This is a genomic window from Curtobacterium flaccumfaciens (assembly GCF_004361695.1).
Classification (GTDB): Bacteria; Actinomycetota; Actinomycetes; order Actinomycetales; family Microbacteriaceae; genus Curtobacterium; species Curtobacterium flaccumfaciens_B.
In genome coordinates, this window is record NZ_SNVW01000001.1 from 54,168 (window position 1) to 78,902 (window position 24,735).

23 protein-coding genes and 2 tRNA genes are annotated in these 24,735 nt (G+C 70.9%); 13 read left to right on the forward strand and 12 right to left on the reverse strand.

The window, feature by feature from the left end; translation table 11 throughout:
• Positions 1-195: 195 nt before the first annotated feature.
• Positions 196-1,227 (forward strand): cation diffusion facilitator family transporter, encoded by a 1,032-nt coding sequence (locus EDF64_RS00240; RefSeq protein ID WP_133518118.1) that lies wholly within the window; start codon positions 196-198, stop codon positions 1,225-1,227.
• A gap of 117 nt (positions 1,228-1,344) precedes the next feature.
• Here EDF64_RS00240 and EDF64_RS00245 read toward each other — a convergent pair whose 3' ends face one another.
• Positions 1,345-1,944: a TetR/AcrR family transcriptional regulator gene (locus tag EDF64_RS00245; RefSeq protein ID WP_133518119.1), complete on the reverse strand. Its 600-nt coding sequence runs from the start codon at positions 1,942-1,944 to the stop codon at positions 1,345-1,347.
• 32 nt (positions 1,945-1,976) lie between these two features.
• Here EDF64_RS00245 and EDF64_RS00250 point away from each other — a divergent pair, with 32 nt between their 5' ends.
• Genes EDF64_RS00250 through EDF64_RS00265 form a run of 4 tightly spaced genes read left to right on the forward strand, consistent with a single transcriptional unit; the run spans position 1,977 to position 7,204 of the window.
• Positions 1,977-3,638 (forward strand): ABC transporter substrate-binding protein, encoded by a 1,662-nt coding sequence (locus tag EDF64_RS00250; RefSeq protein ID WP_133518120.1) that lies wholly within the window; start codon positions 1,977-1,979, stop codon positions 3,636-3,638.
• Between the two features lie 40 nt (positions 3,639-3,678).
• On the forward strand, positions 3,679-4,707 hold the full coding sequence (locus EDF64_RS00255; protein WP_243736182.1) for an ABC transporter permease: 1,029 nt from the start codon (positions 3,679-3,681) through the stop codon (positions 4,705-4,707).
• Positions 4,704-5,585, forward strand: a complete 882-nt coding sequence (locus EDF64_RS00260) for an ABC transporter permease (RefSeq protein WP_133518121.1) — start codon at positions 4,704-4,706, stop codon at positions 5,583-5,585. The genes EDF64_RS00255 and EDF64_RS00260 overlap by 4 nt, the downstream gene beginning before the upstream one ends.
• Complete coding sequence (locus EDF64_RS00265) at positions 5,582-7,204, forward strand: ATP-binding cassette domain-containing protein (RefSeq protein ID WP_133518122.1); 1,623 nt, start codon at positions 5,582-5,584, stop codon at positions 7,202-7,204. Before EDF64_RS00260 ends, EDF64_RS00265 begins: the two co-directional genes overlap by 4 nt.
• A gap of 135 nt (positions 7,205-7,339) precedes the next feature.
• Here the strand turns inward: EDF64_RS00265 and proP are convergent, their stop codons facing one another.
• Positions 7,340-8,905, reverse strand: coding sequence for a glycine betaine/L-proline transporter ProP (proP, locus tag EDF64_RS00270; protein WP_243736183.1), 1,566 nt, complete (start codon positions 8,903-8,905; stop codon positions 7,340-7,342).
• Positions 8,906-9,196: 291 nt separating this feature from the next.
• On the opposite strand from proP, the gene valS reads away from it, so the two are divergent.
• Both valS and EDF64_RS00280 read left to right on the forward strand, forming a co-directional pair.
• Positions 9,197-11,788, forward strand: a complete 2,592-nt coding sequence (gene valS / locus EDF64_RS00275) for a valine--tRNA ligase (protein ID WP_166645542.1) — start codon at positions 9,197-9,199, stop codon at positions 11,786-11,788.
• A gap of 41 nt (positions 11,789-11,829) precedes the next feature.
• Positions 11,830-12,081, forward strand: coding sequence for a hypothetical protein (locus EDF64_RS00280; RefSeq protein ID WP_133518124.1), 252 nt, complete (start codon positions 11,830-11,832; stop codon positions 12,079-12,081).
• A 170-nt stretch (positions 12,082-12,251) separates the two neighbouring features.
• Here the strand turns inward: EDF64_RS00280 and EDF64_RS00285 are convergent, their stop codons facing one another.
• A complete protein-coding gene (locus tag EDF64_RS00285) occupies positions 12,252-13,091 on the reverse strand; it encodes an alpha/beta fold hydrolase (protein ID WP_133518125.1) in 840 nt (279 codons plus the stop codon).
• Between the two features lie 142 nt (positions 13,092-13,233).
• Here EDF64_RS00285 and EDF64_RS00290 point away from each other — a divergent pair, with 142 nt between their 5' ends.
• Complete coding sequence (locus EDF64_RS00290) at positions 13,234-13,830, forward strand: TetR/AcrR family transcriptional regulator (RefSeq protein WP_133518126.1); 597 nt, start codon at positions 13,234-13,236, stop codon at positions 13,828-13,830.
• 174 nt (positions 13,831-14,004) lie between these two features.
• Positions 14,005-16,032: a M3 family metallopeptidase gene (locus EDF64_RS00295; protein ID WP_133518127.1), complete on the forward strand. Its 2,028-nt coding sequence runs from the start codon at positions 14,005-14,007 to the stop codon at positions 16,030-16,032.
• Positions 16,033-16,370: 338 nt separating this feature from the next.
• On the opposite strand, the gene clpX is transcribed toward EDF64_RS00295, so the two are convergent.
• Positions 16,371-17,651 (reverse strand): ATP-dependent Clp protease ATP-binding subunit ClpX, encoded by a 1,281-nt coding sequence (gene clpX, locus EDF64_RS00300; RefSeq protein WP_071293740.1) that lies wholly within the window; start codon positions 17,649-17,651, stop codon positions 16,371-16,373.
• Positions 17,652-17,871: 220 nt separating this feature from the next.
• Between clpX and EDF64_RS00305 the strand changes: the two genes are divergently transcribed.
• Positions 17,872-18,603 carry a YcnI family copper-binding membrane protein gene (locus tag EDF64_RS00305; RefSeq protein WP_166645543.1) on the forward strand — a complete coding sequence of 244 codons (732 nt, stop codon included), beginning with the start codon at positions 17,872-17,874 and terminating at the stop codon, positions 18,601-18,603.
• Positions 18,600-19,283, forward strand: a complete 684-nt coding sequence (locus EDF64_RS00310) for a copper resistance CopC family protein (protein ID WP_133518129.1) — start codon at positions 18,600-18,602, stop codon at positions 19,281-19,283. The genes EDF64_RS00305 and EDF64_RS00310 overlap by 4 nt, the downstream gene beginning before the upstream one ends.
• Positions 19,284-19,361: 78 nt before the next feature.
• Here the strand turns inward: EDF64_RS00310 and EDF64_RS00315 are convergent, their stop codons facing one another.
• From EDF64_RS00315 to EDF64_RS00335, 5 genes are all read right to left on the reverse strand, one after another.
• Positions 19,362-20,021, reverse strand: coding sequence for an ATP-dependent Clp protease proteolytic subunit (locus EDF64_RS00315; RefSeq protein WP_133518130.1), 660 nt, complete (start codon positions 20,019-20,021; stop codon positions 19,362-19,364).
• Positions 20,022-20,050: 29 nt separating this feature from the next.
• Entirely contained in the window at positions 20,051-20,680 is a 630-nt protein-coding gene (locus EDF64_RS00320) for an ATP-dependent Clp protease proteolytic subunit (protein ID WP_133518131.1), read from the reverse strand.
• Between the two features lie 158 nt (positions 20,681-20,838).
• On the reverse strand, positions 20,839-22,146 hold the full coding sequence (gene tig / locus EDF64_RS00325) for a trigger factor (RefSeq protein ID WP_166645544.1): 1,308 nt from the start codon (positions 22,144-22,146) through the stop codon (positions 20,839-20,841).
• A gap of 52 nt (positions 22,147-22,198) precedes the next feature.
• A tRNA-Pro gene (locus EDF64_RS00330) sits at positions 22,199-22,275 on the reverse strand.
• A 57-nt stretch (positions 22,276-22,332) separates the two neighbouring features.
• Positions 22,333-22,668, reverse strand: coding sequence for a hypothetical protein (locus EDF64_RS00335; RefSeq protein WP_133518132.1), 336 nt, complete (start codon positions 22,666-22,668; stop codon positions 22,333-22,335).
• A gap of 54 nt (positions 22,669-22,722) precedes the next feature.
• On the opposite strand from EDF64_RS00335, the gene EDF64_RS00340 reads away from it, so the two are divergent.
• A tRNA-Gly gene (locus EDF64_RS00340) sits at positions 22,723-22,793 on the forward strand.
• A gap of 583 nt (positions 22,794-23,376) precedes the next feature.
• Positions 23,377-23,511 (forward strand): hypothetical protein, encoded by a 135-nt coding sequence (locus tag EDF64_RS18575; RefSeq protein WP_279512722.1) that lies wholly within the window; start codon positions 23,377-23,379, stop codon positions 23,509-23,511.
• An 84-nt stretch (positions 23,512-23,595) separates the two neighbouring features.
• Here the strand turns inward: EDF64_RS18575 and EDF64_RS00345 are convergent, their stop codons facing one another.
• The 3 genes from EDF64_RS00345 to EDF64_RS00355 are packed head-to-tail and all read right to left on the reverse strand — an operon-like array spanning position 23,596 to position 24,667.
• Positions 23,596-23,991 (reverse strand): type II toxin-antitoxin system VapC family toxin, encoded by a 396-nt coding sequence (locus EDF64_RS00345; protein WP_133518133.1) that lies wholly within the window; start codon positions 23,989-23,991, stop codon positions 23,596-23,598.
• 27 nt (positions 23,992-24,018) lie between these two features.
• Positions 24,019-24,309 carry a DUF1905 domain-containing protein gene (locus EDF64_RS00350; RefSeq protein ID WP_133518134.1) on the reverse strand — a complete coding sequence of 97 codons (291 nt, stop codon included), beginning with the start codon at positions 24,307-24,309 and terminating at the stop codon, positions 24,019-24,021.
• Between the two features lie 37 nt (positions 24,310-24,346).
• The gene (locus tag EDF64_RS00355) at positions 24,347-24,667 is read right to left on the reverse strand and encodes a hypothetical protein (RefSeq protein WP_133518135.1); all 321 of its coding nucleotides are present in this window, start codon (positions 24,665-24,667) and stop codon (positions 24,347-24,349) included.
• Between the last annotated feature and the right edge of the window lie 68 nt (positions 24,668-24,735).

A 24,735-nucleotide genomic window follows, 5' to 3' on the forward strand; every position in this document is an offset into this window, starting at 1 on the left:
TCCGCGGTACCACCTCGCTTGCCGCGGGGTGCCGGTCCGGCACGTCCACGACCGCTCGTCGTCGGGGTGGTGACGGTCCCGAACCCGCCCGGTTCTACTGACGGACCAGGTCCGCGTTCTTCCGGGAGCTCCCCGGTGATGGCCGGATCGGTGCTCTTGGTGCACGAGTCTACCGGACGGGAGCATGCTGGAGCGATGCCCGCCTCCTCCGAGCAGGACCGCCCCGAGTCCTCGCTCACCGTGATCATCGCGTTCGCCGCGAACCTGCTCGTCGCGATCGCCAAGACCGTCGCCTCCATGCTCACCGGATCGGCCTCGATGGTCGCCGAGGCGGCGCACTCGTGGGCGGACACCGGGAACGAGGTCTTCCTGCTCGTCGCCGAGCGCCGCGGTGCCCGGAAGCGCGACAGCGCCCACCCGCTCGGGTACGGCCGCGAGACGTACATCTGGTCGATGTTCGCCGCGTTCGGCCTCTTCACCGCCGGCACGATCGTCTCGATCTACCACGGCATCTCCGAGCTCGGGGACACCGGGCCCGCCGAGGACGTCCTCATCAACTACGTCGTGCTCGCGGTGTCGTTCATCCTCGAGGGCACGAGCTTCCTGCAGGCCTACCGGCAGGCGCACGGTGCCGCCACGAAGCGCCGCGTCCCGGTGCTCCGCCACGTGCTGCAGTCGTCGAACCCGACGCTCCGTGCCGTCTTCGCCGAGGACGCCGCCGCGCTCGTCGGCCTGGTCGTCGCGTTCCTCGGGGTGTTCCTGCACCAGATCACCGGCCTGGCGGTCTTCGACGCGATCGGCTCCATCGCGATCGGTGTCCTGCTCGGCGTCGTCGCGATCGTCCTGATCGACCGCAACCGCCGGTTCCTGCTCGGCGAGAGCACCTCGCCGGAGCTCGAGAACGCGGTGCTCGTCGAACTGCTCGGCCGGTCACAGGTCGAGCGGGTCACGTACCTGCACCTCGAGTTCGTCGGGCCGTCGCGGGTCTACCTCGTCGCCGCGGTGGACCTGACCGGCAACGAGAACGAGGAGCACGTGGCCGTCCGGCTGCGGGAGGTCGAGCACTCGCTCGAGCAGAGCCAGTACATCGAGGAGGCGGTGCTCACGCTGAGCCTGCCGGGCGACGAGTCGCTCGTGCCGAAGGACGACGAGGTCCCCGAGGTCGTGCGGGACGGCACGGTCGAGGACGTGGCCGCCGGTGGCGCGGGGACCCTGCGGACGGACTGAGCGCGGGCGGGACCGCACGCGCGCGCGGGCCGCACGCGCACCCGGGCCCGCACGCGCACCCGGGCCCGCGCGCGGCCCGCCCCGCCCCGCGGCTCAGCGCGCGTCGAGCCCCGCCCCTCAGCGCCCGTCGAGCCCCGCGGCCACCGGCGTCAGCGCCGCCCCGACGTACTCGACGAGCGGACGCCGGCCGACCCCGTCCGCGACCCAGACCCCGAACGCCGCCGCGGCCGCCCCGAGCATCGCGCCAGACACCGTCTGCGGCCAGAGCGCAGCGGGGTGGTCCCCCGTCCGCCCGGCCACGAACGCCGCGACCGTCGCGTGCTGGGCCGTCACCCGGGCGGCGACGCTGGCGACGAGCTCCGGCCCGATCCCCATCACCTCGGCCTGCGCGATCGCCCACGGCACCCGCTCGGGATCGTGGGCGCGGGCGGTGGCGAGCAGGGCCTCTTCGACGGCACGCACGGCGGAGCCCTCGGTCGAGGCGGCCAGGTGCTCCGGCAGCGACGCGACGGCGGCGTCGAGCTCGAGCCAGAGCACGTCGGACTTCGCGGTGAAGTAGTTGAAGAACGTCGCCCGGCTCACCCCGGCGCGCACGGCGACCTGGTCGACGGTCGTGCGGCCGTAGCCCTGTTCGAGGAACAGCTCGGCGGCGGCGTCCGCGAGGACCTCGGCACTCGAGCGTCGGGGTCGCCCACCGCGGCGCATCGGTTCGTCCATGCGCCCCAGTAAACCGCTAGACTCGTTCAGCCATGATCTTGGACTCAGTACAGAAAACCCGCCGCCGTGTCGCGAGCGGCACAGCGGGCGCCGCGGGTGCCCTCGCGCTCCTCCTCGCCCTCACCGGCTGCACCGGCACCGGCACGAGCACGGCGGACTCGACGCCGCGGAACGGCGGCACGCTCGTCTACGCCTCCGGTGACGCCGAGCCGACCTGCCTCGACCCGCACGTCGGCGGCAACTACCCGCAGGCGCTGCTGTCGAGCCAGTACATCGAGGAGCTCACCGCGCTCGACGACGGCAAGCCGGTCCCCGCGCTCGCCGAGTCCTGGAAGACCAGCGACGACGGCACGACCCTCACCTTCACGCTCCGCGACGACGTCACCTTCACCGACGGCACGCCCTTCGACGCCGCGGCGGTCGTCGCCAACATCGAGCACGTGCAGGACCCGGCGACGGCGTCCAGCACGGGCTACCTCGCGCTGCAGTCGATCACGAAGGCGACCGCCACCGACGACCACACCGTCACGCTGACCCTCAGCCGTCCGGACAGCGCGCTGCTCGAGTCCTTCTCGCAGCCGTGGGTCGGCATGGAGTCACCCAAGGCCCTGCAGCGCTCGCAGGAGGTCAACTGCGAGTCGCCCGTCGGCACCGGCCCGTTCGAGGTCACCGGGTGGAAGCACGGCGACCGGGTCACCCTGGCGAAGAACACCGACTACACGCCGCTCGGCAAGCAGGCCGGCGGGACGACGAAGCCGCGACTCGCGGGCATCACCTGGCGCTTCCTGCCCGACTCGACGTCGCGCTACGCCGCGCTGCAGTCCGGCCAGGTCGACGTCATCGACAACGCCCAGCCCGACCAGCTGAAGGCCGCCTCGGCGAAGGGGTCGATCCGCGACCTCGACGCACCCCGGCCTGGCGCCTCGAACCGTCTCGAGCTCAACTCCGGCCACGGCGTGTTCCGCGACGAGGCCGTCCGCAAGGCGTTCATCGCCGGTGCCGAGATCAACCCCGGGATCCAGAGCCTCTTCCTCGGGACCGCGAAGCGCTCGTACTCCGTGCTCTCGAGCGTCGAGCCCTACGGGTACTCCGACAAGGGCCTGTTCGGGTACTCCCCGACGAAGGCGAAGCAGCTGCTCGACGACGCCGGCTGGAAGGTCGGCAGCGACGGCGTCCGCGAGAAGGACGGCCAGCAGCTGACCGTGACCTTCCCGGTGTCGACGAACCAGTCGGTGCCCGCCGAGCGCAGCCTGTTCCAGCAGATCCAGGCGTCCGAGAAGGCCGTCGGCTTCAAGGTCGTCATCAAGGAGCTCGACCTGTCCAGCTGGTACGCCGCCCTGGCCGCGAACGAGTACGACGTGGTCAGCGCGCCGTACACGAAGGTCGGCGCGGACGTCCTCCGCATCCTGTACGACAGCGCCAGCATCACGCCGGCACCGTCCGGGTACTTCGCGAACCTCGCACAGCTCGACGATCCGGAGCTCGACACGTTGCTCCAGCAGGCGGCACGGACGTCGGACACCTCGGAGCGCGGCGACCTCTACGAGCAGGCCCAGAAGACGATCCTCGCCAGCGGCACGGTCCTCCCCCTCTACGACCAGCAGAACCACTTCCTGATCCGCTCGTCCGTCCACGGGGTGCAGACCACCGCGGTCTCGACGCCGTGGTTCGGCACGGCCTGGATCGACCGCTGACGCGGTGACGGTGACGGACAGGAGGCCCAGCACGCGCCCGGTGGGCCGCCTGCGGACGATCGGCGGCTCGGCCGCAGGGCGGTGGTCCGGATGGGCGGTCCGGCGTCTGCTGGGCGGCATCGGCGTGCTGTGGGCGGTCGCGACGATCGTCTTCATCGCGATCCGGCTCATCCCCGGTGACCCCGCGCTCGCGATCCTCGGCGGGCCGGGGTCGCAGGCCTCGGCCGAGGCGGTGGCGCAGGTCCGCGCGGAGTACGGACTCGACCGGCCGATGCTCGTGCAGTACGCGGTGTTCCTCGGACGCCTGGCGACCGGGCACCTCGGCGACTCGTACGCGTTCCGGACACCGGTCGCGACGCTCCTCGAACAGCAGCTCCCCGTGACGCTGACCCTGGCGGTGCTCGGCCTCGTCGTTGCGTGGGCGCTCGCGATCGTCGCCGCGTGGTGGTCGACGCAGCGCGGCCGGTTCGCCGCGGGCCTGACGAGCGCGATCTCGGTCACGGCCAGCGTCACCCCGCACTTCTGGCTCGGCAGCGTCCTCATCGTGGTGTTCGCCAGCGCGCTCGGATGGGTGCCCGCCGTGAGCGACGGCACCGCCCGCGGCTGGGTCCTGCCCGTCGTCACGGTCGCCGTCCCCGTCGCCGGGTACCTGGCCGAGACGGTCCGCGACGGCGTGGTCGACGCCCAGCGGTCGGCGTTCGCGCTCGCCGCCCGCAGCCGTGGCGAGACCCGCGCGGGGCTCTTCGGCCGCCACCTGCTCCGGCACGCGGCACTACCAGGGATCGCCCTGTCCGCCTGGGCCTTCGGCTCGCTGGTGTCCGGAGCCGTCGTCGTCGAGTCCGTGTTCGCGCTGCCGGGCATCGGACGGGCCCTCGTCACCGCGGTCACGCAGCGGGACATGCCCCTCGTCGCCGGCATCGCGCTGGTGTCCGCGGCGGCGTACGTCGTCGTGCTGGCCGTCGCCGACCTGGTCGAGCGGGCCGTCGACCCGCGCACCGGCGGCCGGACGACCGGGCCGGGCCGGCGTCGCGCCCCGCGCGCCACCCGCACCGGGGCGGGCGCACGGTGAGCGGGATCGCCGAGCCGAGCCTCCAGGCCGGTGCCCAGCGCGACCCGTCGACCGGACGGTCCGAGCGGTTCCGTGGGGGGACGCTCGGGCCGGCCGGCACGCTGGCGGCCGTCGTGGTGGCGGTCGCCGTCGTCGCGGCGATCTGGCCGGCGCTGCTCGGCGGCGGGGACCCGCTCGCGGTGCACCCCGCCGAGGCGCTGCGGGCGCCGTCGTGGGCGAACCCCTTCGGCACGGACGAATCCGGGCGCGACGTCCTCGCCCGGGTCGTCGCCGGCACCCGGGCATCACTCGTCGTCGGGGTCGTCGCGACCCTGGTCGGCGGCGGGATCGGGGTGGTCCTCGGCGTCGTCGCCGGACTCGGCGGCCGGGTCGTCGACGCCGTCGTCGGGCGCGTCACCGAGGTCGCGTTCGCGCTCCCGCTGCTCCTCGTCGCGCTCGTCGTCATCGCGGTCACCGGACCCGGGCCGGTGCCGGCGATGCTCGCGGTCGGCTTCGCCACCGCACCCGGGTACGCCCGGATCGTCCGCGGGCTGGTGCGCAGCGCCCGGAGCTCGCAGGTCGTCGAGACCGCCGTCGTGATGGGCCGCTCCCCTGCGACCATCGTGCTCCGCCACGTGCTGCCCGCGGCGCTCTGGCCCGTCGTCGCCGTCGGGACGCTCGGCGTCGGCCAGGCGATCGTGTGGGCCTCCGCCCTCAGCTACCTCGGCGTCGGCACGCCACCACCCGCCCCGGAGTGGGGCGCGATGCTCGCCGACGGCCGCACCTACCTGCAGACGGCTCCGTGGATGAGCACCTTCCCCGGCCTCGCGATCGTCGTGCTCGCGACCGCGGTCACCGTGCTCGGCCGGGCCCTCCGACGAACGGGAGCACTCCGATGACCGCGCTCGACCTCGCCGGCCTCTCCGTCGCCATCGGCGGCACGCCCGTCGTCCACGACGTCGCGCTGCGCGTCGAGTCCGGCGAGTGCGTCGCCCTCGTCGGTGCCTCCGGCTCCGGCAAGACCGTCACGGCACGCGCCGCGCTCGGGCTCTCCGCGCCCGGGTCCTCGGTGCGCGTCGACCGGCTCACCGTCGCCGGGCTCGACGTCCGCGCCTTCTCCGACCGACGGTGGCGTCGCGTGCGCGGGTCGCGGGTCGGCTACGTCGGCCAGGAGGCACTCGGCGCCCTGGACCCGCTTCGGCCCGTCGGGCGCGAGGTCGCCGACGCCCTCCGCCTCCACACCCACATGAGCGCCGTCGCCCGGGTGGACGCGGTCCGCGCCGCACTCGAGGCGGTGGGGCTCGACCCCGCGCTCGCGACCGACGGACGGCTCGCCGGCACCCTGTCGGGCGGGATGCGGCAGCGTGCGCTCATCGCGGCCGCGACGGTGGCGTCCCCGGAGCTCGTCGTGGCGGACGAACCCACGACGGCGCTCGACGCCGGGGTGGCCGTCACCGTGATGGAGCAGCTCCGTGCGGCACAGGCGGGCGGGGCCGGACTGCTGGTGATCACGCACGACCTCGGGCTGGTCGCGGGGTGGGCGGACCGCGTGGTGGTCATGCACGAGGGGCGTGTCGTGGAGGAGGGACCGGTGGCTGCGGTGTTCGCGGGGCCGCGGCACGAGGCCACTCGGGCGTTGGTGCGGGCCGCCTCGCACGGTGCGGTGTCGGGCTCCGCCGGGGCTTCGCACGGTGCGAGGCCCGCGGCGGGCGCTGGCTCGCACGGTGCGGGGTCGGTCCTGGCCGCGTCGGGACTCGCCCGCGCGTTCGATGGGGTCCCCGCCGTCACCGACGTGTCGTTCGAGCTCGCCCGGGGCCGGGTGCTCGGCGTGATCGGTGCGTCGGGCTCCGGCAAGACCACGATCGCGCGGATGCTCCTCGGCCTCGAGACCCCGGACACCGGCACGGTCACGCTCGACGGCGAACCGTGGGTCCCGCTCGACGAACGCGATCGCCGACCCCGACGGCAGCGGATGGCCGCCGTCGTGCAGGACCCCGGCCCGACCTTCGACGAGCGGTGGAGCGTCGAGCGGGTGCTCGCGGACGCGTTCACGGGTGGTGGCGAACGGTCGGCGGGCGGGGACCTCGGCGAGCGGGTCGATGCCGCACTCGCACAGGTCGGGCTCGACCCCGTCCTGCGCCGACGGTCGCCGCTGACGTTGTCCGGCGGGCAGCGTCAACGGCTCGCGATCGCCCGCGCGCTGGCGACGACGCTCGAGGTGATCGTGCTCGACGAACCCGTCACGGCGCTCGACGCCACGGTGCAGGACGCCGTGCTGACGCTGCTCGAACGACTGCGGGACGAGACCGGGGTGGCGATGGTGTTCGTGTCGCACGACCTGCGGGCCGTGCGCCGGGTGGCCGACGACGTGCTCGTCGTGCACGAGGGCCGCGTGGTGGAGCAGGGACCGGCCGCACGGGTCTTCGACCGACCCGCGCACGCCGTGACGGCGCGGTTGCTGCGCGCGGCCGAGCGGCTCGCGGCGGGACCGCAGCCCGACGAGGCCGGCGCGGCCTGACGGCGGCGCCGGCGCGGCCCGGCGGCGCGGTCCGGCGACGGCGCGTCCCGACGCAGTTTCGCGCCCAGCGACACGTCATGCGACCAACCGGCCGTGACGTGTCGCTGAGCGCGAGAGCTCGCAGCGGTGCCGCGCCTAGGAGTCTGCGGACTCCTTCTTCGCGGCGTCCGCCGAGATGATCGGGATCTCGCTCGTCGAGAAGTCCTTCGCCCAGTCCGACTGCGCGAGGTCCGACGTCGGGTCGTTGTAGTCCTCGATGACGCCCGCGATCTCGTCCTCGGAGCCGACGGTCGGGCCGGAGCCCATGAGCGGCGACGCGGCGGTCTCCTTCGTGAAGTACACCGCGACGAGGCCGATCAGGGCCGCGAGCATGAGGTAGAACGCCGGGATGTCCTCGGCCCACCCGAACCCGGAGTCCTTCGCCCAGTTGATGAGCGCCGAGGTCGCGAGCGGGGTCGTGCCGCCGAAGAGCGAGACCGACACGTTGAACGCGATCGCCAGGGCGCCGTAGCGGATGATCGTCGGGAACAGCGCCGGCAGCGTCGAGGGCATCGTCGAGGTGAAGGTCACCAGGACCACGCCGAGGATGAGCAGGCCGGCGAAGACACCGATGCCGGTGCCGGTCTGGACGAGCTTCAGGGCCGGCCAGGACAGCAGGATGAAGCCGATGCAGCCCGTGGCCAGGACCGGGCGACGCCCGAACTTGTCCGACAGCCGTCCGCCGAAGGTGATGACGACCATCATGAGGAGCATCACGACGACGATGAGGATGAGGCCGAACGTGGCGTTCTGCCCGAGGTTCTGCTCGAGGTAGGTCGGCATGTACGACAGGAGCATGTAGTCGGTCACGTTGAACACGAGGACCAGGCCGATGCAGATGATGAGCGAGCGCCAGTTCTCGGCGAAGAGCTTGAGGAACGGCGTCTTCTGCCCCTCGCGCTCGGCCGCCTGCTCCTGCTGCTTCTGGAAGGCCGGGGTCTCCTCGAGCTTGAGGCGCAGGTAGAGCCCGATCAGGCCGAGCGGGCCGGCGATGATGAACGGGATGCGCCAGCCCCAGCTGAGGAGGGCGTCCTCGGACAGGCCGAACTGCAGCCCGGTGACGATCGAGGCACCGAGCACGTAGCCGGCCAGCGTGCCGAACTCGAGCCACGAGCCCATGAAGCCGCGGCGCTTGTCGGGCGAGTACTCGGCGATGAAGGTCGCGGCGCCGCCGTACTCACCACCGGTCGAGAAGCCCTGCACGAAGCGGGCGACGAGGAGCAGGATCGGTGCCCAGAACCCGATCGAGTCGTAGGACGGGATGAGGCCGATCATGAGCGTGCCGGCGGCCATCAGGATCATCGTCAGCGCGAGGACCTTCTGCCGGCCGATCCGGTCGCCGATCGGGCCGAAGACGGCGCCACCGATCGGACGCACGATGAACGCGGCCGCGAAGAAGCCGAACGTCGCCACGATGTTCGCGGCGGGGTCGCCCTGCGGCAGGAACACCTGCGAGATCGTCACGGTGAGGTAGGCGAAGATGCCGAAGTCGAACCACTCCATCGCGTTGCCGAGGGCGGCAGCCGCCACGGCGCGCTTGAGCAGCGACTCCTCGACGACGGTGACGTCGTCCTTCGTGAGATCGCGACGAGCGCGCTTCGCGGCGCCCTTCGTGCGCAACGGCCGATCGCCGTGCGGGTGGGGTGCGTTGTTCGGTGCCAAGTCGTTCCTCCGGTGTGCGGTGCGTCCTTCGGGCGTCCGGCGGACGGCAACGGTGCAGCTCCTGCGAACTCCGCGCTCGCCGGACAAACTCCGACAGACTACCAGGTGTCCGGCGTGTCCGACAGGGTCGTGTGCTAGGTCCACACCCGCCACCCGCCCGAGGCCGCCACGGCCGCCCGCCCGGAGCGTCGGGGGCGGCCGCTACGATTGGGGAACCGCGCGCCACGCGCGCGACATTCAGGCACCTCATCACGGACTCGGTGCCGCACACAGCGAACGGAAGGCGCAGCCATGACGAAGCCCATGCCCGAGAAGCCCACGGTTGACGGGCTCGAAGACGTCTGGGGGCCCGTCTGGGAGCAGGACGGCACGTACCGCTTCGACCGCGACGCCGCGACGAAGGACGCCGTCTACTCGATCGACACCCCGCCGCCGACCGCCTCCGGTTCGCTGCACATCGGGCACGTGTTCTCGTACACGCACACCGACCTCAAGGCGCGGTACGAGCGCATGCGGGGCAAGCACGTGTTCTACCCGATGGGCTGGGACGACAACGGTCTCCCCACCGAGCGCCGCGTGCAGAACTACTACGGCGTCCGCTGCGACCCGCAGCTCCCCTACGACGGCACCTTCGTCCCGCCGTTCGAGGGCGGGGACAACAAGTCTTCGAAGGCCGCCGACCAGATCCCGGTGTCGCGCCGCAACTTCATCGAGCTGTGCGAGCGCCTGACCGTGCAGGACGAGCAGCAGTTCGAGCACCTCTTCCGCACGCTCGGCCTGTCGGTGGACTGGACCCAGTCGTACCGGACCATCGACGACACTTCGCGGGCGAGCGCCCAGCGCGCCTTCCTCCGGAACCTCGAGCGCGGCGAGGCCTACCAGGCCGACGCCCCGACGCTCTGGGACGTCACCTTCCGCACCGCGGTCGCGCAGGCGGAGCTCGAGGACAAGGAGATGCCCGGCGCGTACCACGGCATCGCCTTCCACCGCACCGACGGCGGAGACGACGTCGTCATCCAGACCACCCGCCCCGAGCTCCTCCCGGCCTGCGTCGCCCTCGTCGCGCACCCGGACGACGAGCGCTTCCAGGACCTCTTCGGCACCACGGTCCGCTCCCCCCTGTTCGACGTCGAGGTGCCCGTGCTCGCGCACCACCTGGCGCAGAAGGACAAGGGCGCCGGCATCGCGATGGTCTGCACGTTCGGTGACACCACCGACGTCGTGTGGTGGCGCGAGCTGCAGCTGCCGAACCGGGCGATCATCGGCTTCGACGGCCGCGTCCGCTCCGACGAGCCGGCGTGGATCGAGTCCGAGGGTGGCAAGGCCCTGTACGCCGAGATGGCCGGCAAGACCGTGTTCTCGGCGAAGAAGGTCGTCGTGGACGCCCTCACCGAGTCCGGCGACCTGATCGGCGACGTGAAGACGATCAACCACCCGGTGAAGTTCTTCGAGAAGGGCGACAAGCCGCTCGAGATCGTCTCCACCCGCCAGTGGTACATCGTCAACGGTGCTCGCGACGAGCAGCTGAAGGACACGCTCCGGAAGCGCGGCGAGGAGATCGCCTTCCACCCGGACTTCATGCGGGTGCGCTACGACAACTGGGTCGGCGGCCTCTCCGGCGACTGGCTCATCTCCCGCCAGCGCTTCTTCGGCGTCCCCCTGCCGGTCTGGTACCCGCTCGACGCCGACGGCAACCCGGTGTACGACCAGCCGATCGTCCCGACCGAGGCCCAGCTGCCCGTCGACCCGGCGTCCGAGCCGGCGCCGGGCTACGCAGAGGACCAGCGCGGCGTCCCCGGCGGCTTCCAGGGCGAGCTCGACGTCATGGACACCTGGGCGACGTCGTCCCTGACCCCGCAGCTCGCGGGCAAGTGGGAGACCGACCCCGAGCTCTACGACCTCGTGTACCCGTACGACGTCCGCCCGCAGGCGCAGGACATCATCCGCACGTGGCTCTTCACCACCGTGCTCCGCAGTCAGCTCGAGGCGGACACGGTGCCGTGGAAGCACGCGTCCATCTCCGGCTTCATCGTCGACCCCGACCGCAAGAAGATGTCGAAGTCGAAGGGCAACGTCGTCACGCCGCTGTCGATCCTCGAGCAGCACGGCGCCGACGCGGTCCGCTACTGGGCGGCCTCGTCGAAGCTCGGCACCGACGCGGCGTTCGACCCGCAGAACCCGAAGCAGATCAAGGTCGGCCGCCGTCTGGCGATCAAGGTCCTCAACGCGGCGAAGTTCGTGTACGGCTTCCCGCTGCCCGAGGGCGCGACCAGCGTCACCGAGCCGCTCGACGTCGATGTGCTGGCGGAGCTCGGCACGGTCATCGAGCAGGCGACCGCGGCCTTCGACGGCTTCGACCACGCCCGCGCGCTCGAGGTCACCGAGCGCTTCTTCTGGACGTTCTGCGACGACTACCTCGAGCTCGTCAAGGAGCGCGCGTACGGCACCGCGACGGAGTCGACGCACGAGACGCAGGCGAGCGCGGTCCTCGCGCTCCGCGCCGCGATCGACGCGCTCCTGCGTCTCCTCGCGCCGTTCCTGCCGTTCGCGACGGAGGAAGTGTGGGCCTGGACCCACGAGACCAGCGTGCACCGTGCCTCCTGGCCGACCGTGGCCGAGCTGCCCACCCAGGCCGAGCCGACGGGGCTGCTGGCCGCCGTGGGCCAGGCGCTCATCGGGATCCGTGGCGCGAAGACGGCTGCGAAGGCGTCCCAGAAGACGCCGGTGACGCGTGCGGTCGTCGCCGCCCCGGCGGAGACGCGTGCGCTCATCGAGCGCGCGGCGGTCGACCTGGCGGCCGTCGGCCGCATCGAGAACCTGTCGTTCACGGACGGCGCGGAGCTCGCGGTGACCGAGATCGAACTGGCTGAGCAGCAGGCCTAGTCGCGGTCGCGACGGGGTCGGCAGACGGACTGGAGGCACGGATGCAGTTGGGCAGACGCTGGAACGTGGGTGCGGACGCACCCGGGCAACTCCCCGAAGCGGTGGTCGTCGCCGTGCGTGAGGTCGAGGCCGAACTCGCGTCGGAGGCCGTCGACACGACCGGGTGGGGCTGGACGCTGACCTTCCTCGAGGGCAAGCCGATGGTCGCCCTCGACGACGGCACGTCGATCCACCTCGACGACGCCGGCCGCGCGCAGGTCACCAACCCGGACGACGCCGCCGAAGAGGACTGAGCGCCCGCCGGGCCGTCCGCCCGCCCGCCGGGCTTGAGCGCCTCGCACAACCAAAGTCACCCCGAACCGCGCGTTCCCGCGGTTCGGGGTGACTTTGGTTGTGCCGTGCTCCAGCAGGAGCGGCTCCAGCAGGAGCGTGCCCCCGCAGGAGCGACTGGACCGTCCGGGGATCAGGACCGGGCGAGCCAGGTGAGCAGGACCTCGTTGACCTCCGCGGTGTGCGTGGTCAGCAGGCCGTGGGGCGCGCCCTCGATCTCGACGTACTCCGCCGCCGGCAGCGCCTTGGTGAAGCGGCGGCCGGTGGCGTCGATCGGCAGGATGTTGTCCGCCGTACCGTGCACGATGAGCGCCGGGACGGTGACCTTCGGGATGTCCTGACGGAAGTCGGTCGGCCAGGTCAGCGGTGCCGCAGCGGATGCGATCGCTCCCGAGCCGGCGGCGATGTTCCACGCGTTGCGGACCTGCTCCTCCGAGATGCGGGTGCCGAGGTTCTCCGACAGGTTGAAGAAGTCCTGGTAGAAGTTCGTGAAGTACGCGTACCGGTCCTTCTTCACGTCGGCGGCGATGCCCTCGAAGAACGACATCGGGCCGGCGCCGTCCGGGTTGTCGTCCGTGATCGCCAGGAACGGCTCGAGCGACGCCAGGAACGCGACCTTCGCCAGCCGGTCCTCACCGTGGCGGCCGATGTAGCGGGCGATCTCGCCGGTGCCCATCGAGAAGCCGACGAGGATCACGTCGCGCAGGTCGAGCGTCTCGAGGACGGTGTGCAGGTCGTCGGCGAACGTGTCGTAGTCGTACCCGGTCGACGGCTGCGAGGACTGCCCGAAGCCACGGCGGTCGTACGTGATCACGCGGTAGCCAGCCTCGAGCAGGGCCGGGGTCTGGCCCTCCCACGAGTTGCCGTCCAGCGGGAAGCCGTGGATCAGCACGATCGGCTGCCCGGTGCCCTTGTCCTCGTAGTGCAGGTCGATGTCGACGCTGTTCTCGGTCCCGACGGTGATGGTGCCCATGGTGGATCCTTCCCTGCGAGTGGCCGTGCGGCCGCTCATCCTGGCGGAGAACGAGCGTTCTCGGCTGATGTCGTCTACACTAGAGAACGTTCGTTCCCCGCGCAAGTCGGGGACGTGAACACGCGAGGAACGAGGGATGCACATGGCCACCAGCACGATCTCGACCGGCACCGTCGACCCCGACGTCCGGGCCCACATCGTCGACGTCGCCGACCAGCTCTTCTACGCACGCGGCATCCAGTCCGTCGGCATGGACGAGATCCGCACCGGTGCCGGGGTCTCGCTCAAGAAGCTGTACGCGGCGTTCCCGGGCAAGGAACAGCTCATCGCCGCGGTGCTCTCCGGACGTCACGACCTCTGGGAGCGCGGCGTGCACGGCGCGGTCGAGGCGGCCGCCAGCCCGCGCGACAAGCTCCTGGCCATGTACGACTTCCTCGAGTCGTGGTTCGGCGACGACACCTTCCGCGGCTGCGGGTTCATCAACGCCTTCGGCGAGCTCGGCGCGACCTCGCCCGTGGTCGCCGAGATCGCCCGCGAGCACAAGGACTCCTTCCAGCGGTTCGTCCAGGGGCTCACCACCGACGCGGTCGCCGACCCCGCCCTGGCCGAGGAGCTCGCCGCCCAGCTCGCGCTCCTCGCCGAGGGCGCGCAGACGACGGCGGCCATCGCCGGCACGACGGCGCCCGCCGCGCACGCGCGTCGTGCGGCCGAGACCCTGATCGACGCCGCGACGCACTGAGCCCGGCTGCACCGGCACACCCGGTCGAATCGGGCGCACCGGGCGGATCCTTCCGACCGCGTACGCCCGATTCCGCTTTCCAGTCCGGTCGCGATGGGAAGGAACGCACCCCCGCGACGGACGGGAGGCGCGGGGCGGCGCCGCCACGCGCCTCCCGTCCGTAGGGTGGTTGCCATGGCAACCCCGTTCGACGTTCCGAGCACCCTCCCCTACGCCCTCCCGCCGTTCCGCGACGTCCGGCTCGAGCACTACCGACCCGCGTTCGACGCCGGCATGGCCGAGCAGCGCGCCGAGGTCGAGGCGATCGCCGCCTCGGCCGAGGCACCGACCTTCGAGAACACCCTCGTCGCACTCGAGCGCACTGGGCAGGCACTCGCCCGCGTGAGCCACGTGTTCTTCACGCTGTCCTCGGCGGACTCGACGCCGGAGCTGCACGACCTCGAGGCCGAGGTCTCCCCGCTCCTCGCCGCCCACCGCGACGCGATCACCCTCGACAGCCGCCTGTACGACCGGATCGCAGCGGTCCGGTCGGCGCTCGACGAGCGGACCGACCTCAGCGACGAGGACCGCCGCCTGGTGGAGCGGACGTACACCGAGATGACCCTCGCGGGCGCCGGGCTCGACGACGCCGGCAAGGAGCGTCTCACCGCGATCAACCAGGAGCTCTCGACGCTCACCACCACGTTCGAGCGGAACCTGCTCGAGGACACCAACGACCTCGCCGTGCACGTCACGGACGAGGCCGAGCTCGAGGGCCTCGACGAGGGTGCGAAGTCAGCCGCCGCCGGTGCCGCAGCGGACCGCGAGCTCGACGGCTGGCTCATCACGCTGCCGCTCTACACCGGGCACCCGTGGCTGGCGTCACTCGCGAACCGTGGCCTGCGCGAGCGGATCATGCGCGCATCGCTCTCCCGTGGCCGCCGCGGCAACGAGCACGACAACCGCGACGTGCTGCTGCGCATCGTCCGGCTCCGGGCCGAGCGCGCCGAACTCCTCGGGTTCCCGAACCACGCCGCGGTGGTGACCGCCGACGAGACAGCGAAGACCCCCGAGGCCGTCGAGGGGCTGCTGTCCTCGCTCGTCCCGGCCGCGGCGGCGAACGCCGACACCGAGCGCGCCGTGCGCTCCCGCACCGTCGGGTTCGACGTCGAGGCGTGGGACTGGGCGTACGCCACCGAGATCCTGCGGGGCGAGCAGTTCGCCGCCGACAGCTCCGCACTGCGGCCGTACTTCGAGGCCGACCGGGTCCTGCTCGACGGGGTCTTCCACGCCGCCGGCGAGCTCTACGGCCTGACCTTCACCGAGCGGGACGACCTGCACGGGTACAACGACGAGGTCCGGGTCTTCGAGGTGCGCGACGAGGACGGCGCCGAGGTCGGCCTGTACCTGCTCGACCTCTACACGCGCGACGGCAAGCGCGGTGGTGCGTGGATGAACCCGGTCGTCGAGCAGTCCGCACTGCTCGGCACGCTGCCCGTCGTCGTCAACAACCTCAACGTGGCGAAGCCGGCCGCGGGGTCGCCCACGCTCCTCATCCAGGACGAGGTCGAGACGCTCTTCCACGAGTTCGGGCACGCGCTGCACGGTCTCATCGCCCGTACGACGTACCCGCGGTTCTCCGGCACGAACGTCGAGCGCGACTTCGTCGAGTTCCCGTCGCAGGTGAACGAGATGTGGGTGTCGTGGCCCTCCGTCCTGGCGAACTACGCCAAGCACCACGAGACCGGTGAGCCGCTGCCGCCGGAGCTGGTCCTCGGCCTGAGCGACTCCGCCGGCTTCAACGAGGGCTTCGGGACGACCGAGTACCTCGCCGCCGCTCTGCTCGACCAGGCGTGGCACCGGCTGTCCGCCGCGGAGGCCGCCGCGGTGACCTCCGTCGAGGACTTCGAACGGGACGCCCTCGCGTCCGCCGGCATCGCGGTCGAGGCCGTGCCGCCGCGGTACTCGTCCACGTACTTCGCGCACACGTTCTCGGGCGGGTACGACGCCGGGTACTACGGCTACATCTGGTCCGAGGTGCTCGACGCCGACACGGTGGAGTGGTTCCGGTCGAACGGGGGGCTCTCGCGCGAGGCCGGCCAGCGCTTCGCCACGCGGCTGCTCGGCGTCGGCGGGGCGAAGGACCCGCTCGAGGCGTACCGCGACTTCCGCGGGCGTGACGCCGAGGTCGGCCCGCTGCTGCGCCGCCGCGGCCTCGAGTAGGCCGGCGCCCGGCACCCGGCACCCGGCGCCCGGCGGGCCGGCGCCCGCGCCCGCCCGGCGCCCGGCAGGCCGGCGCCCGCCCGGCGCCCGGCGGGCCGGCGGGCCGGCACCGCGATTCGCACAATCAAAGTCACCCCGAACCGCGGGATCCCGCGGTTCGGGGTGACTTTGATTGTGCAGAGCGCCCCGCCCCGCCCCGCGCGCGGCGCCGCGCGCGCGGCGCCGCGCCCGCCCCGCGCGGGGCGCCCGCCCCGCGCGCGGGCGCCCCGCGCGCGCCGCGCGCCGCACGCAGAAGGGCCCGCACACACGGTGCGGGCCCCTCGACGCGAACGGACGCGCTACGCCGACTTCTCGACCCGCTTCGCCCGCGGGCGCGGCACGATCGTCGGCGCCGCGTTCTCGAGCACGGACTCGCGGGTGATGACCACGCGCGCGACGTCGTCGTCCGACGGCACGTCGAACATGACCGGCCCGAGCACTTCCTCAAGGATCGCGCGGAGCCCGCGGGCACCGGTCTGCCGCAGCACGGCCAGGTCGGCGATCGCCTCGAGCGCGCCCTGGTCGAACTCCAGCTCGACCCCGTCGATCTGGAACATCCGCTGGTACTGCTTGACGAGCGCGTTCTTCGGCTCGGTCAGGATCCGCATGAGCGCGGACTGGTCGAGCTGCGACACCGTGGTGACGACGGGCAGACGACCGATGAACTCCGGGATGAGCCCGAACTTGTGCAGGTCTTCCGGCAGGACGTCGGCGTAGAGGTCCTGCTGGTCGAGCGGGCTGTGCAGCGGAGCGCCGAAGCCGATCCCCCGCTTGCCGACGCGCGACGACACGATGTCCTCGAGCCCGGCGAACGCCCCCGCCACGATGAACAGCACGTTCGTCGTGTCGATCTGGATGAACTCCTGGTGCGGGTGCTTCCGACCGCCCTGCGGCGGCACCGAGGCGACCGTCCCCTCGAGGATCTTGAGCAGCGCCTGCTGCACGCCCTCGCCGGAGACGTCGCGGGTGATCGACGGGTTCTCGGCCTTGCGCGCGATCTTGTCGACCTCGTCGATGTAGATGATGCCGGTCTCGGCACGCTTCACGTCGTAGTCGGCGGCCTGGATGAGCTTGAGGAGGATGTTCTCGACGTCCTCGCCGACGTAGCCAGCCTCGGTCAGGGCGGTGGCGTCCGCGACGGCGAACGGCACGTTGAGGCGCTTCGCCAGCGTCTGCGCGAGGTACGTCTTGCCGCAGCCGGTCGGGCCGATCAGCAGGATGTTCGACTTCGCGATCTCGACGTCGTCGCGGTCCTCGGCAGCGGTGATCTGCCCCTGCGCCCGGATCCGCTTGTAGTGGTTGTAGACGGCCACGGCCAGGGAGCGCTTCGCCGGGTCCTGCCCGATGACGTACTCCTGCAGGAAGTCGAAGATCTCGCGCGGCTTCGGCAGTTCGAAGTCGCCGCTCGCGGTGTCCTCGCCGGCTTCGGCCAGTCGCTCCTCGATGATCTCGTTGCACAGCTCGACGCACTCGTCGCAGATGTACACGCCGGGACCGGCGATGAGCTGCTGGACCTGCTTCTGGCTCTTGCCGCAGAAGGAGCACTTGAGCAGGTCGGCGCTCTCTCCGATGCGTGCCATGTCGGTGCCCTCCCTGGTTGACCGATGCAGACCTGATCGCCTGCCCGATGGTGCAGGCCGACGACCTGCCCGACTGTGGACGAGCCTAATCGCAACCGGCGACACCGGCTGCGACGCCGAGCCGCAATCGGCCACCGCGTTCGCCCAGGGCGTTCGATCCTGCTACCCTCTCCACGAATCCTCTACAACTTGTAGAAACGCAGCCCCCGGAAGGAACTCCATGCCCAAGCGTCTCGCCGTCGTCAGCACCGCGACCCTCGGCGTCACCGCTGCCATCGTCCTCGGCACCGCCGGCATGGCCAGCGCCCACGTCTCCGCCACGGCGACGTCGACCGCCGCGAACTCCTACACGACGGCCACGTTCTCGGTCCCGCACGGCTGCGACGGCTCCCCCACGACGAAGATCGAGTTCCAGGTGCCGGAGTCCGTCATCGAGGTCACGCCGACCGTGAACCCGAACTGGACGATCACGAAGGCCACCGCGAAGTACACGAGCCCGTCCGCCGCGTCGGACGACGAGTCCGCCGAGGACGCCGGCGAGCGCGTCACCAGCGTCACCTACACGGCGAAGACCCCGCTCCCCGCCGACGAGCGCGACACCTTCCAGCTGTCGTTCTCGCTGCCCGACGGCAAGCCCGGCGACCTCGTCGAGTTCCCCGCCCTGCAGACCTGCGAGAAGGGCACCGTCGAGTGGAACCAGGAGCAGCGTGCAGGCCAGGCCGAGCCCGAGCACCCGGCGCCCTCGATCACCCTGACCGCGGCCGAGGCCACGGACGACGACGGCGACCCGATCGCCGCCACCCCGACGGCCGAGGTCGCCGGCACGAGCACCACCGCCTCGAGCGACCCCGACCTGGTCGGCCGCTTCCTGGGCCTCGGCGGCCTGGTCCTCGGCGCCGTCGCCCTGGTCGTCGCCGTCGCCGGCACGCGTCGTCGGAGCACCAGCAAGTGAGACAGCGCGCCGAGACACCGCGCGTCGAGCGTCGCGTCGGTGGCCGGTCGCGGGCCTGGAGGCTCGTGGCCGGCTCCGCCGCGACGCTCGCCATCGCGGGCGGTGCGGTCCTCGGGCTCGCCGGCCCGGCCAGCGCGCACAACTACATGATCGCCTCGACGCCGAAGGTCGACGGCACCCTGACCGAGCTGCCGAAGGCGTTCGAGATCACGACGAACGACAAGCTGCTCGACATCGGCGGCTCGGACTCCGGGTTCGCGTACCGGATCGTCGGCCCGGACGGCAAGTACTACGAGGACGGCTGCCTCGACGTGGACGGCCCGTCGATGACCACGAAGGCCGCGCTCGGCGACTCCGGCAAGTACACCGTCGAGTGGCAGATCATCTCCGCCGACGGCCACACCGTCTCCGACGAGTACACCTTCACCTGGGACGCCCCGGCCGGCTTCACCCCCGCCGCCGGCTCGTCGAAGCCGCCGGTGTGCGCGACCGACGCCACCGACGACGAGACCACGAGCGCGACCACCGGCACGGCGTCGGGCACCGCCGACTCCGCGTCCTCCGACGCCCTCTGGATCGGCGCCGGCGGGATCGTCCTCGTCGGCGTGGTCGTCGCCGTCCTGCTGCTGCTCCGACGGAAGCCCGCTCCGGCGGCCGACGACGAGCCCGACCAGGACTGACCGCCACCCACGCGCCGAGCGCACGAGAAGGGCCCCGCACCGATCGGTGCGGGGCCCTTCTCGTGCGGGTCGTCGGTCTTACTTGACGAGTGCCGGCAGGTTCTTGCGGCTCGTGAGGACCTGGTCGATCAGGCCGTACTCGAGGGCCTCGGACGCGGACATGATCTTGTCGCGCTCGATGTCGTTGTTGACCTGCTCCGGCGTGCGGTTCGAGTGCTTCGACAGCGTCTCCTCGAGCCAGGTGCGCATGCGGAGGATCTCCGCCGCCTGGATCTCGATGTCGGACGCCTGGCCGCCACCCTGCTGGACAGCAGGCTGGTGGATGAGCACACGGGCGTTCGGCAGTGCCAGACGCTTGCCGGGGGTACCGGCGGCGAGGAGCACCGACGCGGCCGAGGCCGCCTGGCCGAGGCACACCGTCTGGATCTGCGGACGGATGTACTGCATCGTGTCGTAGATCGCCGTCATCGCGGTGAACGAGCCACCGGGCGAGTTGATGTACATCACGATGTCGCGGTCGGGGTCCATCGACTCGAGCACGAGGAGCTGCGCCATGACGTCGTCCGCCGAAGCGTCGTCGACCTGGACGCCGAGGAACACGATGCGGTCCTCGAACAGCTTCGCGTACGGGTCCTGCCGCTTGTAGCCGTAGGCCGTGCGCTCTTCGAAGCTCGGCAGGATGTACCGATCAGTGGGGGCCGGGACGTTCTGCGCGCCACCGAGCATGGGGAGGTGCATTCTCGTTTCCTTCTCTTCGGTGGGTCGGGTCAGGACTGGGCGTCGGGATCGGCCGCTGCGGTCGGGGTCTCACCGTCGGTGACGGTTCCGCCACCACCGATGACCTCGGTCGACGACGCACGGAGGTGGTCGACGAAGCCGTACTCGAGGGCTTCCTGCGCCGTGAACCAGTTGTCGCGGTCGTTGTCCTTGAGGACCTGCTCGATCGACTTGCCGGTCTGCTCCGCAGTGAGCTCGGCCATCCGCTGCTTCATGTCGAGGATGACCTTCGCCTGCGTCTGGATGTCGGCAGCGGTGCCGCCGAAGCCACCGGACGGCTGGTGCAGCAGCACACGGGCGTTCGGGGTGATGTAGCGCTTGCCGGGCGTGCCGGACGAGAGCAGGAACTGCCCCATCGACGCGGCGAGGCCGATGCCCACCGTGACGATGTCGTTCGGCACGAACTGCATCGTGTCGTAGATCGCCATGCCGGCGGTGATCGAACCACCGGGCGAGTTGATGTAGAGGTAGATGTCCTTCTCAGGGTCCTCGGCGGCGAGCATCAGCAGCTTGGCTGCGATCTCGTTCGAGTTGTCGTCGCGGACCTCGGAGCCGAGCCACACGATCCGGTCTCTCAGAAGGCGGTCAAAAACACTGGGGTTCAGTGTTGCTTCGGCCATGGAAAAGCTCCCGTTCAGTTGTCGCTTGATGTCGAACTTATCGGTTGCAACGCACCACTTCGCGTCTGTTCGCTGACGGCAATGCGGGTGGCCCGGAAACGGACTGGAGGCGCGGTGCCAGCTGGCACCGCGCCTCCAGTCAGAAGGTCAGGACGTGACTACTCGACGTCCTCCGCCGGGGTCTGCGCGACGCCCGCCGTGAAGGCGGACAGGTCCACGTCGTCACCGTTGGTGTCCTTGACGGTCACCTTCGAGAGGACGGTCGCGACCGCCTTCGAGCGAGCGACCTCGCCCACCATGCCGGGGATCTGGCCGTTCTGGTCGATCACCTTGATGAACTCGCCCGGCTCCATGCCGTACTGCGCAGCAGCCTGGATGAGGTACTGGGTGAGCTCTTCCTGCGAGACCTGGATCTCTTCCTTCTCGGCGATCGAGTCGAGGAGGATCTGCGAACGGAAGGCCTTCTCGCTGGACTCCGAGACCTCCTTGCGGTGCTCGTCGTCCTCGAGACGGTTCTCCTGCTCGAGGTGACGGTGCACCTCGTCCTCGATGAGCTTCTCCGAGATCGGGATGTTCACGTCCTCGATGAGCTTCTCGACGAGCTTGTCGCGAGCCGCGGCGCCCTGACCGAAGGTCTTGGACTTCGCGATCTGCTCCTTGAGGTCCGCCTTGAGCTCGTCGATCGTGTCGAACTGGCTCGCGATCTGCGCGAACTCGTCGTCGGCCTCGGGGAGCTCGCGCTCCTTGACGGCGGTGACGGTCACGGCGATCTGGGCGATCTCGCCCTCGCGGTCGCCACCGACGAGCTTCGACTCGAAGGTGGTGGACTCGCCGGCGGTGAGCGACTCGAGCGCCTCGTCGATGCCCTCGAGCAGGTCGCCCGAACCGATCTCGTAGGAGACGCCGGTGGCCGAGTCGACCTCGTCGTCGCCGATGGTCGCGGTGAGGTCGATCTGCGCGAAGTCACCCGTGGTCGCCGGACGGTCGACCGTCACGAGCGTGCCGAAGCGGGTGCGGAGGTTCTGCAGTTCCTCTTCGATCTCGTCGTCCGACACCTCGACGGCGTCGACGGTGAGCTCGTAGGAGCTGTAGTCCGGCAGGTCGAACTCGGGACGGACGTCCACCTCGAACGTGAGGACCAGGTCACCCGTGAAGTCCTTGACGTTCGGGAGCTCGGCCACGTCGGCCTCGGCACGACCGAGGATGCGCAGCTCCTGCTCCTCCACCGCCTGGCGGTAGAAGTTGTCGATCGCGTCGCCGACGGCGTGGTTCAGGACCTCGCCACGGCCGACACGCTGGTCGACGATCGCCGGCGGGACCTTGCCCTTGCGGAAGCCGGGGATGTTGATCTGCTCGGCGATGTGCTTGTACGCGTGGTCGATGCTCGGCTTGAGATCGTCCGGCGTCACGTTCACGGTGAGCTTGACGCGGGTGTCGCTCACCTTGTCGACGGTGCTGGTGGCCAAGGGATGTTCTCCTGTTGGTTGACGTTCGTGTGGTCGGTGGTTCTCGAAGACCTGGTCGGGGCGACAGGAGTTGAACCTGCGACCTCCCGCTCCCAAAGCGGGCGCTCTACCAAGCTGAGCTACGCCCCGTTTGACTGGGCCAGGGGTGTCCGCAGACGCCGGCAGGCGCACGGGACGCCGATGAGTCTAGCGGTCCCGGGGTGCGCGGTTCCCGGGAGGTTTCCTGCCGACTTCCCCGTCGACTTTGCTGTCGACTCCTGCCTCACGTCGCAGGCCGGCCCGCCACCGCACGCCGACGACGACCTGCACCGCGAGCGCCGCCACCCCGAGCACGATGCCGGCGACGATCCGCCAGCCGTGCAGGAGCGCGTGCGCCGGCTGGGTCTGCGGGTCCCCGAACAACTCCGGGCGCAACGAGAACACCACCGCGGCGAGGACCACCAGGGCGTACGAGAGGACCCGCGACCGCGTGATCGTGCGATCGGCGGACCCGTCCGGCTTCGGGATGACGCGCCCTGACATGTCGATGCTCGTTCGTCCGCTACGATGATGGGGCTGCGCCTGGTGCGCAGGCGCGGGGATGTAGCTCAATGGTAGAGCCCCAGTCTTCCAAACTGGCTACGCGGGTTCGATTCCCGTCATCCCCTCTGTGTTGGTGGGCGCTTCGCGCCGTTGTCGTCAGTTCGGGCGTGCTGATGTGGGCGGGCGGGGGCGCTTCGCTGCGTCGGGCGTCTGGCGCTTCGCGTCGGGGTCGTCGGTTGCTCGTCCTGAAGTGGGCGGGCGGGGGCGCTTCGCTGTGTCGGGCGCTCCGCGTCTGATCAGCGGTTTCTGCGTCTGGACGGTCCCGGCCTGGGATCGAGCAAGACCGCCGTGCGCCCGGCGTGCCCAGAGTTGTTCCTGGAAACGATGGTGTGAGCCGCTCATTCCCCCGCACCAGCAGGCATGGGACGAGCCAACATGAGAATCAAGCAGGTCAGAGGCGGAATTGCGCGGAGGCGCTGAGCCCCGCGCTTCGTCGGCTGGTGCACGGTTGCACGCTCGGTGCGACGTTGTTCCTGCGCACCGAGTGATCAATCTCGCACCACGAGCGATCGGCCGCAGCGCGCGCTCGGCGTCGCCTCCTGGTTGGGACGCGCGACAGCTGAGACGATGCACGGTCGCAGGGTTCCGAGCCGCCCCGAGAGCGCTCCGAGCGGCGCTTCTCCGACTTCCTGCCGCAAGCATCCGGTGGTGCTGCTCCCAACCGGGAGTGCCGCGTCCAGCAACGTGCAGCGCGGTCCGGACGGCACCGAGCGCTCGGTCGAGCGCACCGGACTCGTCGTCAGCGTCGACCCCGATCGAGAAGGTGCGGGTGCCGGTCGATAGGTCAGCGGTCAGGTCCTGGTCGTGGACGTCGTCGAGGTAGAAGAGTGCTTCCGCGATGGCGTCGTGGCGCGTCCGCAGGCTGGGTCAGGCGAAGATGGACGACGAGGTCGTGGGGACCATGTCCGTGGCCGCCTCGATCAGGCGCGGGTCGTCGGTCACGAGGGTGTCGGCCTGCAGCACCGCGACCGCAAGGTACTCCGCCGGCCCGACGTCGTCCCAGCCGAGACGCGTCGCGGTCTTCCACGCCGTCCCCCGCGACACCCGGTCCCCCAGCAGTCGGATCCGCAGCCCGGCCAGTCCGTCGAGCTGCGCCCGGGCCTCCCGCTCGTCCAGCTCGCCGGCACGGACCTGCCGGTAGAGCGCAGCCATGACGTGCGAACGGAGCACCGCGGGCCCGACCAGTTGGTCAGCCCCGTCCACCGCCAGCTCGCCGCGGACGATCCGCAGCGCGACGTCGGCGTCGATCGCGTACCTGGTCATGCCCGGCAGTCTGCTCCCCAGCGCGTCCTACGGGCCGGCGAACTCGAGGGTGAGGGTCGGCCTGTCGCCGAGCTCCACCCCGGCACGACGTCGCTCCGCGGCCCGGAGCGGTACGAGGTACCCGCCGTCCTTCGGGAACAGCGAGGTCGTCCACGTCACGCTGCCGATCGTCACACGCGCCGGGATCACACCCCAGCCGTACGTGAGAAACGGAGCGAGGTCGCGGATGGCCTCGGCTGCGTCGGACGGCACGACGGCGTAGAAGTACGGCGCCGGCCCACGCCACTCGACCACCTCGCCGTCGAACTCGATCTCCACGCCGCGATCGTACGGCGCGATGACTCGGACGGTCCGGTCAGATCGCTCCGACCGGCTCTTCTTCGACTTCTTGACGGAGCATTCGGTAGTGCCGCTCCCAACCAGGCGTGCCTCGACCCGCGGCGTGCAGAGCCGTTCGCACAGCCCCGAGGGCACGGTCGAGCGCACCGAACTCGTCATCGGCGACGACACCGATCGAGAAGGTCAACGTCCGGGTCTCCAGATCAGCCGCCAGGTCTTGGTCGTGCACGTCGTCGAGATCGAAGAGCGCGTCCGCGATGGCGTCGAAGTCGGTAGCGATGTCGTCCGCGTCGTCGAGCTCAGCCACGCATTCCAGTCGCACGAGGTACTTCGTCATCGTGTTCTCCTGTCCCAGCAGATCAAGCGCGTAAACCGATACATCAGATGCACAACGTACCAGGGGGC

What these genes read in the sequence shown, in the direction of transcription:
- EDF64_RS00290 (WP_133518126.1), top strand. Translation starts at nt 13,234, where the DNA reads ATGGCCACCAGCACGATCTCGACCGGCACCGTCGACCCCGACGTCCGG.
- EDF64_RS00295 (WP_133518127.1), top strand. Translation starts at nt 14,005, where the DNA reads ATGGCAACCCCGTTCGACGTTCCGAGCACCCTCCCCTACGCCCTCCCG.
- EDF64_RS00280 (WP_133518124.1), top strand. Translation starts at nt 11,830, where the DNA reads ATGCAGTTGGGCAGACGCTGGAACGTGGGTGCGGACGCACCCGGGCAA.
- EDF64_RS00250 (WP_133518120.1), top strand. Translation starts at nt 1,977, where the DNA reads ATGATCTTGGACTCAGTACAGAAAACCCGCCGCCGTGTCGCGAGCGGC.
- EDF64_RS00345 (WP_133518133.1), bottom strand. Translation starts at nt 23,991, where the DNA reads ATGACCAGGTACGCGATCGACGCCGACGTCGCGCTGCGGATCGTCCGC.
- EDF64_RS00240 (WP_133518118.1), top strand. Translation starts at nt 196, where the DNA reads ATGCCCGCCTCCTCCGAGCAGGACCGCCCCGAGTCCTCGCTCACCGTG.
- EDF64_RS00265 (WP_133518122.1), top strand. Translation starts at nt 5,582, where the DNA reads ATGACCGCGCTCGACCTCGCCGGCCTCTCCGTCGCCATCGGCGGCACG.
- EDF64_RS00285 (WP_133518125.1), bottom strand. Translation starts at nt 13,091, where the DNA reads ATGGGCACCATCACCGTCGGGACCGAGAACAGCGTCGACATCGACCTG.
- valS (WP_166645542.1), top strand. Translation starts at nt 9,197, where the DNA reads ATGACGAAGCCCATGCCCGAGAAGCCCACGGTTGACGGGCTCGAAGAC.
- EDF64_RS00245 (WP_133518119.1), bottom strand. Translation starts at nt 1,944, where the DNA reads ATGGACGAACCGATGCGCCGCGGTGGGCGACCCCGACGCTCGAGTGCC.
- clpX (WP_071293740.1), bottom strand. Translation starts at nt 17,651, where the DNA reads ATGGCACGCATCGGAGAGAGCGCCGACCTGCTCAAGTGCTCCTTCTGC.
- EDF64_RS00315 (WP_133518130.1), bottom strand. Translation starts at nt 20,021, where the DNA reads ATGCACCTCCCCATGCTCGGTGGCGCGCAGAACGTCCCGGCCCCCACT.
- EDF64_RS00335 (WP_133518132.1), bottom strand. Translation starts at nt 22,668, where the DNA reads ATGTCAGGGCGCGTCATCCCGAAGCCGGACGGGTCCGCCGATCGCACG.
- EDF64_RS00320 (WP_133518131.1), bottom strand. Translation starts at nt 20,680, where the DNA reads ATGGCCGAAGCAACACTGAACCCCAGTGTTTTTGACCGCCTTCTGAGA.
- EDF64_RS00355 (WP_133518135.1), bottom strand. Translation starts at nt 24,667, where the DNA reads ATGACGAAGTACCTCGTGCGACTGGAATGCGTGGCTGAGCTCGACGAC.
- EDF64_RS00305 (WP_166645543.1), top strand. Translation starts at nt 17,872, where the DNA reads ATGCCCAAGCGTCTCGCCGTCGTCAGCACCGCGACCCTCGGCGTCACC.